Origin of the sequence: Novosphingobium umbonatum (assembly GCF_004005905.1) — a bacterium.
Classification (GTDB): Bacteria; Pseudomonadota; Alphaproteobacteria; order Sphingomonadales; family Sphingomonadaceae; genus Novosphingobium; species Novosphingobium umbonatum.
Window position 1 is genome coordinate 1 of sequence record NZ_SACO01000004.1, and the last position, 14,418, is coordinate 14,418.

Annotated in this window: 9 protein-coding genes; 3 read left to right on the forward strand and 6 right to left on the reverse strand. The window is 59.2% G+C overall.

Features of this window, described 5'->3' with window-relative positions:
* Positions 1–311 precede the first annotated feature (311 nt).
* Both tenA and EOE18_RS06510 read right to left on the reverse strand, forming a co-directional pair.
* On the reverse strand, positions 312–974 hold the full coding sequence (tenA, locus tag EOE18_RS06505) for a thiaminase II (protein ID WP_127707479.1): 663 nt from the start codon (positions 972–974) through the stop codon (positions 312–314).
* 190 nt (positions 975–1,164) lie between these two features.
* Positions 1,165–1,836: a TetR/AcrR family transcriptional regulator gene (locus EOE18_RS06510; protein WP_164852676.1), complete on the reverse strand. Its 672-nt coding sequence runs from the start codon at positions 1,834–1,836 to the stop codon at positions 1,165–1,167.
* Positions 1,837–1,950: 114 nt separating this feature from the next.
* Here EOE18_RS06510 and EOE18_RS06515 point away from each other — a divergent pair, with 114 nt between their 5' ends.
* A complete protein-coding gene (locus EOE18_RS06515) occupies positions 1,951–2,991 on the forward strand; it encodes an aromatic ring-hydroxylating oxygenase subunit alpha (protein WP_164852677.1) in 1,041 nt (346 codons plus the stop codon).
* Positions 2,992–3,039: 48 nt separating this feature from the next.
* On the opposite strand, the gene EOE18_RS06520 is transcribed toward EOE18_RS06515, so the two are convergent.
* The 4 genes from EOE18_RS06520 to EOE18_RS06535 form a co-directional block, all read right to left on the reverse strand.
* On the reverse strand, positions 3,040–4,152 hold the full coding sequence (locus EOE18_RS06520) for a helix-turn-helix transcriptional regulator (RefSeq protein WP_164852678.1): 1,113 nt from the start codon (positions 4,150–4,152) through the stop codon (positions 3,040–3,042).
* 415 nt (positions 4,153–4,567) lie between these two features.
* Positions 4,568–6,991 (reverse strand): methyl-accepting chemotaxis protein, encoded by a 2,424-nt coding sequence (locus EOE18_RS06525; RefSeq protein ID WP_127707487.1) that lies wholly within the window; start codon positions 6,989–6,991, stop codon positions 4,568–4,570.
* A 335-nt stretch (positions 6,992–7,326) separates the two neighbouring features.
* On the reverse strand, positions 7,327–8,382 hold the full coding sequence (locus EOE18_RS06530; RefSeq protein WP_127707489.1) for a LacI family DNA-binding transcriptional regulator: 1,056 nt from the start codon (positions 8,380–8,382) through the stop codon (positions 7,327–7,329).
* Between the two features lie 85 nt (positions 8,383–8,467).
* Entirely contained in the window at positions 8,468–10,564 is a 2,097-nt protein-coding gene (locus tag EOE18_RS06535; RefSeq protein WP_164852679.1) for an alpha-glucuronidase family glycosyl hydrolase, read from the reverse strand.
* 206 nt (positions 10,565–10,770) lie between these two features.
* Between EOE18_RS06535 and EOE18_RS06540 the strand changes: the two genes are divergently transcribed.
* Together EOE18_RS06540 and manD are read left to right on the forward strand one after the other, a co-directional pair.
* Positions 10,771–13,152: a glycoside hydrolase family 3 N-terminal domain-containing protein gene (locus EOE18_RS06540; RefSeq protein WP_127707491.1), complete on the forward strand. Its 2,382-nt coding sequence runs from the start codon at positions 10,771–10,773 to the stop codon at positions 13,150–13,152.
* Between the two features lie 46 nt (positions 13,153–13,198).
* Positions 13,199–14,410: a D-mannonate dehydratase ManD gene (gene manD / locus EOE18_RS06545; protein ID WP_127707492.1), complete on the forward strand. Its 1,212-nt coding sequence runs from the start codon at positions 13,199–13,201 to the stop codon at positions 14,408–14,410.
* Positions 14,411–14,418: the final 8 nt, after the last annotated feature.

Below are 14,418 nucleotides of genomic sequence, written 5' to 3' on the forward strand. Positions count from 1 at the left end.
CGGCCCCGTGCGCATGAAACACATTCTTTGCGATATCCAATCCGATCGTGCTAATCTCCGACATGGACGCCTCCTCAAGTGGTGTTCAACACCTCCACTATGGCACATCAATGCCGTCGGGGGGGGGCGTCCACCCCATCAAGTCCACTTCTTTGGCGGCGGTGCGGCGGGATATGTCGATTATCCAGAAATGGCTTGACGGGGACATATCCGCAACCCTTTGTCCACACGCCTTTTCAAAGCATGTGGCGCCAACGCTATTCCGGTTGGCGCCACACCTGCCAATTGAAGACAATCCTCCAAGGCCCCGCTCAGATCGGCCAGGTCTCACGCCGGTAGGCGGAATCCCAGAACATCCATTCGTAGCGCGTGGCGTTGCGGAAGGCGGTCGCCATGGCTGCGCGGGTGGTCGGCGTGGCGCTGGCGGCGGCCTCGCCCACCAAGGCGCGCACCCGATCGGTGGCCTCGCCGAAGGAGGGGGCGGCGTAAGTGTCGATCCATGCGGCATAGGGATTGGGCGAGACAGCGCGCGGCTTGATGTCGCAGCCCACTTCCCAATAGACCCAGAAGCAGGGGAGGATGCCCGCAATCAGTTCCTCGTAGCTGCGCGTTGCGGCGAGGCTGGCCAAGTAGCTGGTGTAGCCAAGGCATGCGGGCGTCGCCTCGGCCTGCCGCGCCATTTCGGGGGTGACACCGAACTGTACGAAAAAGGCCTGATGCAGCGCCTGTTCCACCTGAACTGCAACCTTGGCACCGTCCGAGAATTCGAGGCGTCCCGCAGCCGTAGGTGCACGCGCGGCTGCGATCGCCAGTACGCGGGCATATTCGGCAAGGTAGAGACTGTCCTGCAGCATATAGTGCCTGAAGCTTTCAGTCGGGAGCGATCCATCGGCCAGCTCGGCAAGGAAAGGCTGGGCGAGGATCGCGCGGCGCAGCGGGGCGACATCTTGCCAGATCGTGTCGCAAAAGCTCATGGACTGGGTCTCTTCCCTTGAAAACAGCATGTGGTGCCTGGGCCGCATTGGTGGCCGGTGTTGATCGTAAAGCTGGCGAATGGGCCAAACAGCCCATAGGCGCATAATAGTAGGATGGTCCGCCGATCGACAAGCGCAACAAAAAGTGGAGATTGCAATCGAGCCGATAGGTGGCGTTCTCCTTGCCTGCCTATTTGGCCGGTCCTGTGCTGGTGAAAACCGGTGCAAGCATGTGGGCGATCGCCTCTTCCACCCAGTGCTCGTCAGCAGGGTCTATCCCCGAAAACTGCGCGATCAAGGCGCGATTTCCAAAGGTGATCAGCGCCGCGCCAATCAGGCTGAAATAGGCTATTTCCGGTGCTGTCCCCCCCAGATACCCATCGGCGCGCATCTGGCTGAACACCGGCGCAAGCAAGCGCCACACCGGCTGCGCAAAATTCTCGGCCAGCCACGTGCTGCGGTCGGAGGACACCGACATTTCCTGAAGCATCAGGCGGGTCAGTCGCGGGTTTTCGGCAAAACCGCGCAGCAACACCGGTAGGGCGGCTCTGGCGATGGCGCAAGCAGGCGCCCCCTCGGACAAGGCGATATGATGGGCAAGGCGCTGTTCGGCCTGTTGTGCGAAGGTTTCGATCACCTGTCGCCAGAGCGCCATCTTGTTGGGAAAGTAATAGGCCAGATGCCCCTGCTCGATCCCGGCGGCGGCCGCAATCGCCCGCGTGCTGGCGCCTTCATAGCCCACCTGCGAAAACACATCGAGCGCGGCATCGAGCACCCGCAGCCGATTTTGGGCGCCATCATAGCGAACGGTTTGGGGGCGGACGGTTCGGGGGCGGGGCGGTGCAATGTCGTTTGCGGTCATGTCCTGCCCATGACGCATCCGGAGGGCGTGGGCAAGGATGAATGTTTTTCGATTGACAAAGAGTGTTGGTCAATTGACAAACATGGCCACAAACCATGCAATCGGGAGAATGCCATGTACCCTCTGTCCGTCGATCAGCCCTATCCACGCAACCAATGGTGGGTGGCCGCCTATGCTTCGGAAGTGGGGCGCGATCTGTTGGCGCGCGACATTCTGGGCGAGCCGGTGATCCTTTACCGTAGCGCGGCAGGCGAAGCCTTGGCGCTGGCGGGGATCTGCCCGCATCGTGCCTTTCCTCTGGCCAAGGGCTGTTTGGTGGGCGACGCAGTGCAATGCGGCTATCACGGCTTTCAGTTTGGTCCGGATGGCGCATGCCAGAACGTGCCGAGCCAGAGCGGTGTCCCGCAAAATGCCCGGTTGCGTCGTTATCCTGTGGCGGAACGCGGTGGGCTGATCTGGATCTGGACCGGCGCTGCCGAACGGGCAGACCCTGCCAATATCCCCGATGTGGCCAGCATCGGGCTGGGGCGGCCCGATTGGGCGGTGGAAGAGCATCCGATCAAAACCGTTGATGGCCGCTATACGCTTCTGATCGAGAACCTGCTTGATCTAAGCCATGTTACCTTCATCCATGACAAGACTATCCCCGGTGGCGAAAAGGTCGCCGCTATTCCGGTGTCTGTGATAGAAACCCAGACCAGTCTGACGGTGCAGCGGCGCGGCGAGAACTTGCCGCTAAATCCCTTGATAAAAATGCAGTTTCCCGAGCAGACGGGGCCGGTTCACCAGCATTTTGATTCCGAATATCTGGGCCCCTGCATGATCCGCACGGGCGGCGCGATGTATGACGCGGCCACCGGTGCCGAGCTTGGTATCCAGAACTATATCCACATCATCACCCCCGCCAGCCCAACGCGTATGCATTACATGGTGATGACCGCACGCAATTTCGGCATCGACCAACCGCATCTGGGCGAGATCCAGATTGGCATGGGCAGCCGCATCCAGCCCGAAGACATCGATGCCATCGAGGCGATTGAGCGCGTGCTGCAATCGGGCGCGACCATGCCGCAGGAAATCAGCGCAAGGGTCGACAATGGCGCGCTGAAAGTGCGTCGGCGCCTTGAGGCCCAGATCCGCGCCGAAGCCGCCTAAGCTGCGGTCGCTTGGTTGAGCAGGTCTGTTTGCATCATCGCAGCCTTTTCAAGCCAGACTGGTGAGCACATGCGCTGCCTCGGCCCGTGATTGGACCTGCATTTTGGCGAAAATGTGCTTTTCGTGGGTGCGGATGGTTTCTGTGCCCACGCCCAGGCTTGTGGCAATATCGGCTACACGTTGGCCGGTCATCAAGGCGTCGGCCACGCGGCACTCGCTGGGCGTCAGGCCGAACAGCGTTGACCACAGAGCCGATCTGGCCTGCGCCAGAGCCTGTTTGGGTTCTTGCGGATGGCGGATAGTGACAAGATGCGAGGCCTGATGACCAAAAGCGCGACGCAATGGCGCTGAAACGCGATCCAGCTTGGCCAGATGACGCGGCCCAAGCCGCAACAGCGGTGTGATAGTCGGCTCTTGCCCCTGCAAGGCAATATGCCTACGCCATGCTTTCTGGGCGACAGGCTCCACCGGCACAGGGCCGCCTCTGGCCCATAGAAACAGGCCGGGGTCATCCGCCAACATCTGGCCTGCCTGATTGCTCCACAGCAATTGCCCGCTCCGCCCCAACAGCAGCACCGCCATCTGGCTTTGATTGAGCATGGTTTCAAGGCAGGCCTGTTGTGCGGATAATTCCCCGAAACGCACGCTTAAACCCATCACGCGGTCCAGATGGGGCGCGATTTTGTCAAAGGCTTGCCGCATATCGGCGCTGCGCTCCAACCCGACGGGCAGGCAAAGTGACAGGCCGCTGCGCGTTCCGGGATGAACCTCCGCCACGCGTCCGATACGACGATCCGCGCCCGCATGCTGGCGCAGCCAATGGATAAATTCGCTGCTATTCTGGGCCTCGGGTGTCAGGATCTCATGGGTTTCGGCGGTAAAACTGGGCCGCGCCATAAAAGGCAGCATGTAATCTTCTTTCCAGACATCATTCTGGAAAGTGGCCAGCGCATTCTGGTCAAAGCCCACGTTCAAAGAAAAGGAAAAAGGCGCTTCGCCACCGCCCCAATCGGCATTGTCGGGCGTTGCAAAGCATAAAGCGCCGACAGCCTGAAACTGGCCCTTCAGCAGGTTCAGAATGTGGTGCATTCCTTCTTCTTCGCCCGCAGCCTCGTAGATTTGCTCAATGACCGAATAGATGTCTTTGATATCCAGCGTCATGACGGTCACCAGCCTCCCCGTGGGCGAAAGGAATGCGTAAATCCACGGTAGGCATTTTCTATGAATTATGCGGAGTGCTTTGCCAAGATTGTTCTTACCACAAAATATCGCCTCAGCCTTTGTGTTGCGCTGCCTTTTTAAGCGTTCAGGCATCAAATGCTGGAATAATATCTTGAAGCAAGAGTTTGCACCCCTCATGCGAGGGGCGGCGATGATGTCTCCGCCAGATTTGCGACCCACTACCCATTCGGGCGAGAGCAGGGCATCTTGTTGCCTGATCCCGGGATCATGGGCGCAAATCGTGCTGTAATTCATAACAGGATCAGAATTGGGCCTTTTCCCGCCTCCGATGGGTTTTCACACAAGTGTTGATGAAATCATCAAACAAATACGGTTTGGTTCATTCGATCATGTGTTACAGATTGCGGCTGAACAGTTGGTCGTCTGCGTCCATGCCGCCATCAGACATGTCCAGAGTAAAGCCATTGCCCCTCGGCATTGGCGGTTGTTGCCTGTTGGCCCAGCGCGCGGTGTGGTTGCCAAAGGCGGGCATGCAAAGTGGCTCTGCGGTCGCGCGAGAGGCTGAGGGCGCATGCCGGTTCATATGGGATTGATTTCCAGTACGGAAGAAGGCGATAGAGTTTTGCAATTCGTCGGCCTGTGCGGCCAATTCTTCCGCGGTCGACGAAATTTGATCCGAGGCCGTGGCATTGAGTTGTGTTACCTTGTCGAGTTGTTGAATAGCCTCGTTGATTTGAGCCGCACCAATATCCTGCTCACGGCATGCGGCGCTGATTTCCGACACCAATTCCGCCGTGCGCCGAATGTCCGGCACAAGGCGTGTGAGCATTTCCCCCGCGTCGGTGGCCACTTTGACCGTTTCAAACGAGACTGCCCCGATTTCGGCCGCCGCGCTTTGGCTTCGTTCGGCCAGTTTGCGCACTTCGGATGCCACGACCGCAAAGCCCTTGCCATGTTCGCCTGCCCGCGCGGCTTCTACTGCGGCATTGAGCGCCAACAGGTCTGTCTGGCGGGCGATTTCCTGAACGATGCCGATCCTTTCGGCGATGGTCCGCATGGCCAGCACCGCCTTTTCAACAGCCTGTCCCGACAGTTCGGCATCCCTGGACGACTGGCGGGCGATTTTCTCGGTTTGTGCCGCATTGTCGGCGTTTTGTTTAATATTGGAAGCCATTTGCTCCATGGATGCCGATGCCTCCTCGGCCGAGGCGGCTTGCTCTGTCGCCCCTTGCGAGACTTGCTCGGAACTTGCTGCCAATTGCTTGCTGCCCGCTGATACATTGTTGACCGCCAGCGTGGTCATTCCCACCACATTGCGAAGCCGCTCGATCATCGAAGCCAGAGCGCCGCCTAACTGATCAGCCTCCGACAGGGCGCGATGCTCGGCGGTCAGATCGCCATCGGCAATGCGATCAGCCACCTCCACCGTTTTGCGCAGGCGGTCGATCATGGCGGCCAGTGCGCTGCCCAATTGATCATCGCGTGATAGAGCGCGATGCTCCACCGTCAGATCGCCGCCAGCGATGCGGTCGGCCACATGCGCCGTGCTGCGCATGGCCACAACCAGTGCGTTCACCGCGTCCCGCATCCTTTGGTGGTCGCCATGGCATTCCATTTCGACCTTTTCCTGCAAATTGCCATTGCTCAACAGGCGCAGCACACGATTGCCCTCTTCGATCGGCAAAAGGATCGCATCAAGCATACCGTTGATATCGCGCACCAGTCCGGCAAAATCGCCGACAAAGCGCGATGCATCGCCACGCTTGGACAGCTGCCCTTTGGTGGCCGCGACAATCAATTGCTGGATTTCACCGGTGATGTCCCGCAGGTTTTTGCGCAAAGTCTCGATCGTCTCGTTGATAAAGGCTTTCTGGCCGGGGAATTGTTCGAGCGGCGCGTCGAAATCGCCTTGGCCAAAGGCCTTGACGCAGGCCATCGCTTTTTTCTTCACCGCGATGTGACCGGCCACCATTTCGTTGATGCCGCGCGCCACCAGCGCGAAGTCGCCTTGAAACTTGGCGTCATTAATCGTCACATCGATGTAGCCACGATCATGCTCGCTGGACATATGCCGCATTTCGGCGATCAGGCCGACGAGATTGCCCCGCAAGGTTTCCAGCGTATCGTTGATAAAGGCCTTTTTGCCGGGCAATGGCTCGATCGAGGCCTTGAAATCGCCTTCGCCGAAGGCTTTGACGCAGGCCATCGCCTTTTTCTTGACCGCAATATGGCCTGCTACCATGTCGTTGATGCCACGGGCGACCAGCGCAAAATCGCCTTGAAACTTGGCGCTATTGATCATCACATCAATATCGCCGCGCTCATGCTCACTGGACATGTTCTGCATTTCGGCGATTAGGCCGGTAAGATTGATGCGCAGACTGTCCAGTGCTTGATTGATAAAGGCCTTCTTGCCCGGCAATGGCTCGATCGAAGCCTTGAAATCCCCTTCGCCGAAGGCTTTGACACAGGCCATCGCTTGCTTCTTGACCTTTATATGTGCCGCAACCAATTCATTAACCTGCCTCGCCATCTTGCCATAAGTTCCGGGCAGGGCGCTGGTATCAAGGATGACATCTATGTCGCCACGCTCGTGCTCGGCGGTCATGCGTGCGATTTGGGTCGAGATCTCGTTGACCGGTTGCGTCACGCTCTCCAGCAGGCCATTGATCGCGCAGAGTATGGCGTTCGTTGGCGGGTTATTGCCGCCCGTTTCGTGCAGTCTGGCTGACAATTCGCCATTGGCCAGCGACTGTCTTACCCGCTCGATTTCGTCAATGACCGTTCTGTCCGACACACGTGTGAAGAAATTGCCCATAGCCGATCCCTCTTACGCATCTGGACACGCCCCAAGGTACGTATTTGAACTTCGCCTGAGTCGCGTCTAATTGCTATCCTGACCATTGCCGGATTGTGTTCCGGTCATTGATCAGGCACTCTCCCGTTTATATAAGCATAAGCCTATATTAATAGGGTAAGCCAGCGCTGGTGATGGTTGCGTGAGTCATTTCAGTTATTTTGAAATTTTTTTGTATTAATGGAAATCGCGTAGACATTTTGCTTTGATCTGCATTGGTCGCATGAAAGCATGGCTGGTTATTGCCGCTTTGCTTTGCCGCTGCCCCCGCTGGATTTTGCCGGACCACCAAACGCCTAGCCGCGCCCATAGGACGGCGGGGGGGCATCGGATTGGCGTCGTACCAGCTTGCAATCAAACAGTTGGTGCTGGATTTTGGACTTGCGCTTGCGGCTGCGTACGGCCTCTACCAACATTTCCGTGGCGGACATGGCCATCTCACGGATCGGCAGGCGGATGGTGGTCAGTTCGGGCCAAATGGTTGTGGCCAAGGGCGTATCGTCGCAACCACAAACGCTCAAATCAAACGGCACATGCAGCATCATCATATGTGCCATGGCAATCGTGGCCGCGGCCATATCGTCGTTGCTGGCAAAGATGGCGGTGGGACGTTGCGGCAGGCGCAGCAATTTTTCCGCCGCGCTCAAACCTGATCGATAGGTGTAGAGGCCCTGCTCCACCAAGGTCGGGTCCATGTCCATCCCTGCCTCTGCCAAAGCGGCCAGAAAGCCGCGATAGCGTCTGACGCTGGAGCCATGCTGGGGATTGCCTTTGATAAAGCCGATGCGGCGATGGCCCGTATCGATCAAATATCGGGTCATTTCCTTGGCGGCTTCAAAATCGTCGATATAGACGCAATGGCTATCGGGGCGATTGCTGGCCGGTGCGACGGTGACCGTGGGGATGTTTTCATCCTGCAGGGCGCTCAACATATCTTCCCTATCGCATAGGGGCGTGGGAAGGATGATCCCGTTGACCTGACCTCGCTTGAGATGTTTGACCACGTCGGCCACGGCGCAATCAGGTTCGAACCGTTCCAACGTCAATTGCACGTTCAGTCGACTGGTCTGTTCCAAACAGCCCATCAGCAATTCTGACAGATAGGCCGCCGAAGGATTGGCATAGGCCAGCGCGATGCGCAGCTCGTCCCCGCCTGCCAATTGGCGGGCGGCGACGCTGGGGGAATAGTTGAGCGCCTTGATCGCTTCGGTCACTTTGGCGCGGGTGGTATCGCGCACCATGCCATCGCCATTGATCACGCGCGAAACCGTCATTGAGGATACGCCCGCATGTTGGGCCACATCTTTGATCGTGGCGGCGTTGCGTTGGCTGCGGGAACGGGTTCTGGTCATCAATCCATGGGCTCAAACGGGGTGCAGAGAGCGAAATTGGTGCGTATCGCATACAGACTGGCGCACCAATCGAAATCATGCCTTTTCATGGATTGCCTGGCGCATAGGGCAGGTTTTGCTCTTTGTACCAATCCAGATCATGGGCAGGCTTGGCGCTGCCTGAGGGCAGGTCCAAATGGTTGACCGATTGAAAATAGGCGATGGAGGCATCACGCCACCATTGCGCCTCACGCCGTTGAATGGCCAGAAAGGCCTGGGTTTTGGCAAAACGCTCTTTGTCGATATAGGGTTGCAGACTATCCCATTGCACCTGCATACGGGCCACTTGCGCCACGCCTGCGTCATAGTGATGTACCATGCCGCTCCACAAGGCTTCCCCATTCTTCAAACGGTAATCCCAGGGCAGGTGATGAAACCACAGCAATTGCCGCTCGTCCGTGGTGGCCGGATCGGACAGTTTTTGCGCAATGGGCGGCGCATATTGGCTGATGGCATTGCTGCCTTTTGCGCTGCGGTCAAAGCCTATGCCTTGGGCGTCGGCCTTGTGGTAATAGACCGGATTCCACTCCGGTCGGGCCAGATGGCTGACCCATGGCGCGGGGCCGTAATGGTGGCCGGTGCCCATCACATGGGCCAGCCCCAAAGGCGTCATATAATCCACCGCCGCCTCGCGTGAGGGCATCATGATCGTGGTGACGGTGTTGACCACTTTGGGCGCGGGGCCAAAGGTTTGCGCGGCCCATTCGCGTGCGATGGTCTCGGGCGAAAGCTCTGGATCCCATGCCAGACGGCCAAAGGCATACCAGTCGGCCTGATTAAAGATCGAGCCTGACCAATCGCGGTCCGCCCCGATGTTGGCCACGCCCGCCATGCCGGTCAATCTATGCCCGTCCAGCGTCCCGTCCACCACCTTGGCCACGGTTGATCCGGTGCCTTTGGCCTGTGTATCGGCCTGCAATGTCTCGGAAAACAGTGTGCCCAGATAGGTCAGATGGGTCGATTGGCCCACATATTCCTTGGTGATCTGGAATTCCATCATCAGATTGGTTTTGGGCATAGCGCCGAACAGCGGATGGAAAGGCTCGCGCGGTTGGAAATCGATCGCGCCATTTTTGACCTGCACCAACACATTGTCGGCAAATTGCCCGTCCAACGGTTGGAAGTCATTATAGGCCTGCTTGGCGCGATCGTCGGGATTATCATGGGCATAGACAAAGGCCCGCCACATCACCACGCCGCCATGGGGCTTTACCGCCGCTGCCAGCATATTGGCGCCCTCGGCATGGCTGCGCCGGTAATCTTGTGGTCCGGGTTGTCCTTCGGAATTGGCCTTGACCAGAAAGCCGCCAAAGTCGGGAATGGCGGCGTAAATCTCGTCGGATTTGGCGCGCCACCATGCGGCAACCGCTGGATCTAGCGGATCGGCACTTTTCAATCCGCCAATCTCCATCGGCGCAGTCCAGCGGGCAGACAGGTAAACGCGGATACCCCAAGGGCGCAATTCACCCGCGATGGCCGCCAATTTGGCAATATAAGGCGCGGTCAGGCTGGTGCTCTTGGCATTGACATTGTTGACCACCACGCCATTGATCCCCAGCGAGGCATTGGCGCGGGCATATTCGGTGTAAAGCGTATCGCGCCAGTCGGGCAGGCGCCACCAGTCCCAGATCGAGCGGCCCGAATAGCCGCGTTCGACCACGCCATCCAGATTGTCCCAATGGTTGAGCACCCGCAATTGCACGCGCGGGGAAGATGCCAGATCCAATGTGGCCAAGGGCGCACCCGTCGCGGCAAGCCGCAGATAATGAAAGACCCCATACAGCAGTCCGATTTCGCGACGGGCGGCAATCACGGTCTGGCCATCGGGGCGGGCGGTGATGTGAAAGCCTTCATCGTTGATGCGGCTATCCTGCACCAGTTCCAGCGTGATGGTCCCGCCCTTGCCTCCGCGCGCTGGTGTCGCGCCCAATCGCGCCAGACCGCGTTGCAATTCGGCCAAGGCCAATCGGGCGGTAGGGCCATGGGCGGTGGTCTGAAGCCGGGTGGCCTGATGGCGCAGGGCCGATCGTTGTGGCGCGGGCAGGGGGGATGCGCGCAGCCATAGTTCATGGCCGTCTTCGGCATGGGCCACTGTCTGGGGCATCAGGGCCAGCAGGGCGAGGGCGGTCAATAGGGGGCGCATCGAAGAAATCCTCTCTTGCCGGACGGAGTCGCAGATCGGCTCGACGCTCCATTCTTGTGCAAATTCCGCATGGTGGCGACGATATCACCCCTTTAGCAAAGGGGCATTGACACCGTGATCACTTGGAGTAATGTTAGCGGTAACAAGAGGGGCGATGCAAGCTCTATTCACAAACTTCAGGTCGTTTCCTGTCGGAGAGGTCATTCATGTCAAAAATTGCCCGCACGCTGTGCGCTGTGTCCGCGTTCGCTTTGGTCGCCGGGGCAGGGGTGTCCCCCGCTTTTGCCGCTACGCCTGCCGCCACTTCGCAGGAAATGCCGCTGTATAAGGATGCCAAGGCGCCGGTCGAGGCCCGGGTTGATGACTTGCTGGCAAGGATGACGCTGGAGGAAAAGATCGCCCAGATCACGACGGTCTGGGAAAATAAGGTCGGAATTTTTGACGAGAATTTGCAACTCGATCTCGCCAGGCTGCGCGCCAAATATCCGCAGGGTCTTGGCCATTTTACCCGCCCTTCCGATGCCAAGGGCGCGGTCAGTCCGCGCGTGGCCAAGGGGCGTAATCCTGCCGAAACAGTGGCGCTAGTCAATGCCTTGCAGAAATGGGCCCTGACCGAAACCCGCCTTGGCATCCCGATTCTGTTCCATGAGGAGGGGCTGCACGGCCATACGGGTGTCGGCTCGACCAGCTTTCCCATGTCGATGGCGATGGCATCCAGCTGGGATCCGGCTCTGGTCCGCGACGTGAACAAGGTGATCGGGCGTGAAATTGCCGCGCGGGGTGTGTCGCTGGTGTTGTCGCCGGTGGTGGATATTGCGCGTGAACCGCGCTGGGGCCGGATCGAGGAAACCTTTGGCGAGGACCCCTATCTGGTGGGCGAGATGGGCGTGGCGGCGGTCGAAGGGCTGCAAGGCTCCGGCCATCAGCGTCAATTGGCGCCGGGCAAGGTATTTGCCACATTGAAGCACCTGACCGGCCATGGCCAGCCCGAGAGTGGCACCAATGTTGGCCCCGCACCCATTTCAGAACGCGAATTGCGCGAGAATTTCTTTCCGCCTTTTGAACAGGTTGTGAAGCGTACCGGCATCGAGGCCGTGATGGCCAGTTATAACGAGATCGATGGCGTGCCCAGCCATGCCAACAAATGGTTGTTGGGTGATGTGCTGCGCGGCGAATGGGGCTTCAAGGGCGCGGTTGTGTCGGACTATTCGGCGGTGGATCAGCTGATGAGCATCCATCACATTACCGACAGTCTGGAAGGCGCAGCGATGCGGGCTTTGGACGCGGGCGTGGATGCCGACCTGCCCGAGGGTCTGTCCTATGCCTCGCTGGGCAAGCTGGTGCGCGAGGGCAAGGTGGCCGAGGCGCAGGTGGACAAGGCGGTGCGCCGGATGCTGGAGTTGAAGTTCCGCGCCGGCTTGTTTGAACATCCCTATGCCGATGCCGCCTATGCGACCAAGATCACCAACAATGATGAAGCACGCGCTTTGGCCCGCACTGCGGCGCAGCGGGCGATTACCCTGTTAAAGAACGATGGCATGTTGCCGTTGAAGCCGGAAGGCAAGATTGCCCTGATCGGCCCCAGCATCGCGGTGGCGCGTCTGGGCGGCTATTACGGCCAGCCTGCGCATCCGGTGTCCATTCTGGAGGGTGTGAAGGCCAAGGTGGGAACCAAGGCCGAGATCCTGTTTGCCCAAGGCGTGAAGATCACCGAGGACGATGACTGGTGGGCCGATAGCGTGACCAAGTCCGACCCCGCCGCCAATCGCAAGCTGATCGCCGAGGCGGTGGAAGTGGCCAAAAAGGCCGACCGCATCGTGCTGACTTTGGGCGATACCGAACAATCGAGCCGCGAGGGCTGGGCCAACAACCATCTGGGCGACCGCCCCAGCCTTGATCTGGTGGGTGAGCAGCAGGAATTGTTCGATGCGCTCAAGGCTCTGGGCAAACCGATCGCGGTCATGCTGATCAATGGCCGCCCCGCCTCGGCGGTGAAGGTCAGCGAGCAGGCCAATGCCATCCTTGAAGGCTGGTATCTGGGCGAGCAGACCGGACATGCTATCGCCGATGTGCTTTTCGGCGATGTGAACCCCGGCGGCCATCTTGCGGTGACAATCCCGCGTTCGGTGGGGCAATTGCCGATGTTCTATAACGCCAAGCCCAGCGCGCGCCGTGGTTATCTGTTTGACACGACAGCCCCTCTCTATCCCTTTGGTTACGGCCTGAGTTACACCAGTTTTGCCCTGTCGGCCCCGCGCCTGTCGGCCAATACAATCGGCGTGGCGGGCAAGGTGCAGGTGGCGGTGGACATCACCAACACCGGCCAGCGCGCCGGTGATGATGTGGTGCAACTCTATATCCGCGACAAGGTCAGTTCCGTCACCCGCCCGGTCAAGGAGTTGAAGGGCTTTGAGCGCGTAACCCTGAAGCCGGGCGAGACGCGCAAGGTCACCTTTACCGTGGGACCGGAAGCGCTGCAAATGTGGGACGGATCGATGCATCGCGTGGTCGAACCGGGCGAGTTCGAGATCATGACCGGCGACAATTCGGTCGATCTGAAAAGCGCCACTTTGACCGTCGCGCCCTGATCTGCGCGCAACCTATCGAAACTATCTGGAACACAGGAAGTCCCCCATGCCTATCATCACTGGCGCCAAGGTTATCGTAACCTGCCCCGGCCGCAATTTCGTGACGTTGAAAATCGAGACGGATGCGGGCGTGTACGGCCTTGGCGATGCCACGCTCAATGGCCGCGAATTGTCGGTGGCCAGCTATCTGGCCGATCACGTCATCCCCTGTCTGATCGGGCGGGACGCGCATCGGATCGAGGACATCTGGCAATATCTCTACAAGGGCGCCTACTGGCGGCGCGGGCCGGTAACGATGAGCGCGATCGCGGCGGTGGATACCGCGCTATGGGATATCAAGGGCAAGATTGCGGGCCTGCCGGTCTATCAATTGCTGGGCGGGGCAAGCCGCGACGGGGTGATGGTCTATGGCCATGCCAATGGCACCAGCATCGAGGATACGGTGCAGGTAGCGCTGGAATATCAGCGGCAGGGTTACAAGGCGATCCGTCTGCAATGCGGTGTGCCGGGCATGGCCAGCACCTATGGCGTGTCGAAAGACAAATATTTCTACGAACCCGCCGATGCGGACCTGCCCACCGAAAACGTGTGGAACACGTCGAAATATATGCGCGTGGTGCCCGAACTGTTCAAGGCCGCGCGCGAAGCTCTGGGCTGGGACGTGCATCTGCTGCATGACATCCACCACCGCCTGACCCCGATCGAGGCGGGGCGTCTGGGCAAGGATCTGGAGCCTTACCGCCCCTTCTGGCTGGAGGATGCGACGCCTGCGGAAAATCAGGAAGCCTTCAAACTGATCCGCCAACACACCACCAGCCCGCTGGCGGTAGGCGAGATTTTCAATTCGATCTGGGATGCCAAGGATCTGATCCAGAACCAGTTGATTGACTATATCCGCGCCACGGTGGTGCATGCGGGCGGGATCACCCATCTGCGCCGCATTGCCGCGCTGGCCGATCTCTATCAGATCCGCACTGGTTGCCATGGCGCCACCGACCTGTCGCCGGTGTGCATGGCCGCGGCGCTGCATTTCGACCTGTCGGTGCCCAATTTCGGCATTCAGGAATATATGCGCCATACGCCCGAGACGGACGCTGTATTCCCCCATGCCTATAGCTTCAAGGATGGCATGATGCATCCGGGCGATGCCCCGGGGCTGGGGGTGGAGATCGATGAGGATCTGGCCGTGCAATATGAATATAAGCGCGCCTTCCTGCCGGTGAACCGGTTGGAAGATGGCACGATGTACAACTGGTAAGGATCGGC

Bases quoted from the DNA above. Each gene is read 5' to 3' on its own strand.
- EOE18_RS06510 (WP_164852676.1), bottom strand. From the start codon at position 1,836: ATGACCGCAAACGACATTGCACCGCCCCGCCCCCGAACCGTCCGCCCC.
- EOE18_RS06540 (WP_127707491.1), top strand. From the start codon at position 10,771: ATGTCAAAAATTGCCCGCACGCTGTGCGCTGTGTCCGCGTTCGCTTTG.
- EOE18_RS06520 (WP_164852678.1), bottom strand. From the start codon at position 4,152: ATGACGCTGGATATCAAAGACATCTATTCGGTCATTGAGCAAATCTAC.
- EOE18_RS06530 (WP_127707489.1), bottom strand. From the start codon at position 8,382: ATGACCAGAACCCGTTCCCGCAGCCAACGCAACGCCGCCACGATCAAA.
- tenA (WP_127707479.1), bottom strand. From the start codon at position 974: ATGAGCTTTTGCGACACGATCTGGCAAGATGTCGCCCCGCTGCGCCGC.
- manD (WP_127707492.1), top strand. From the start codon at position 13,199: ATGCCTATCATCACTGGCGCCAAGGTTATCGTAACCTGCCCCGGCCGC.
- EOE18_RS06535 (WP_164852679.1), bottom strand. From the start codon at position 10,564: ATGCGCCCCCTATTGACCGCCCTCGCCCTGCTGGCCCTGATGCCCCAG.
- EOE18_RS06525 (WP_127707487.1), bottom strand. From the start codon at position 6,991: ATGGGCAATTTCTTCACACGTGTGTCGGACAGAACGGTCATTGACGAA.
- EOE18_RS06515 (WP_164852677.1), top strand. From the start codon at position 1,951: ATGTACCCTCTGTCCGTCGATCAGCCCTATCCACGCAACCAATGGTGG.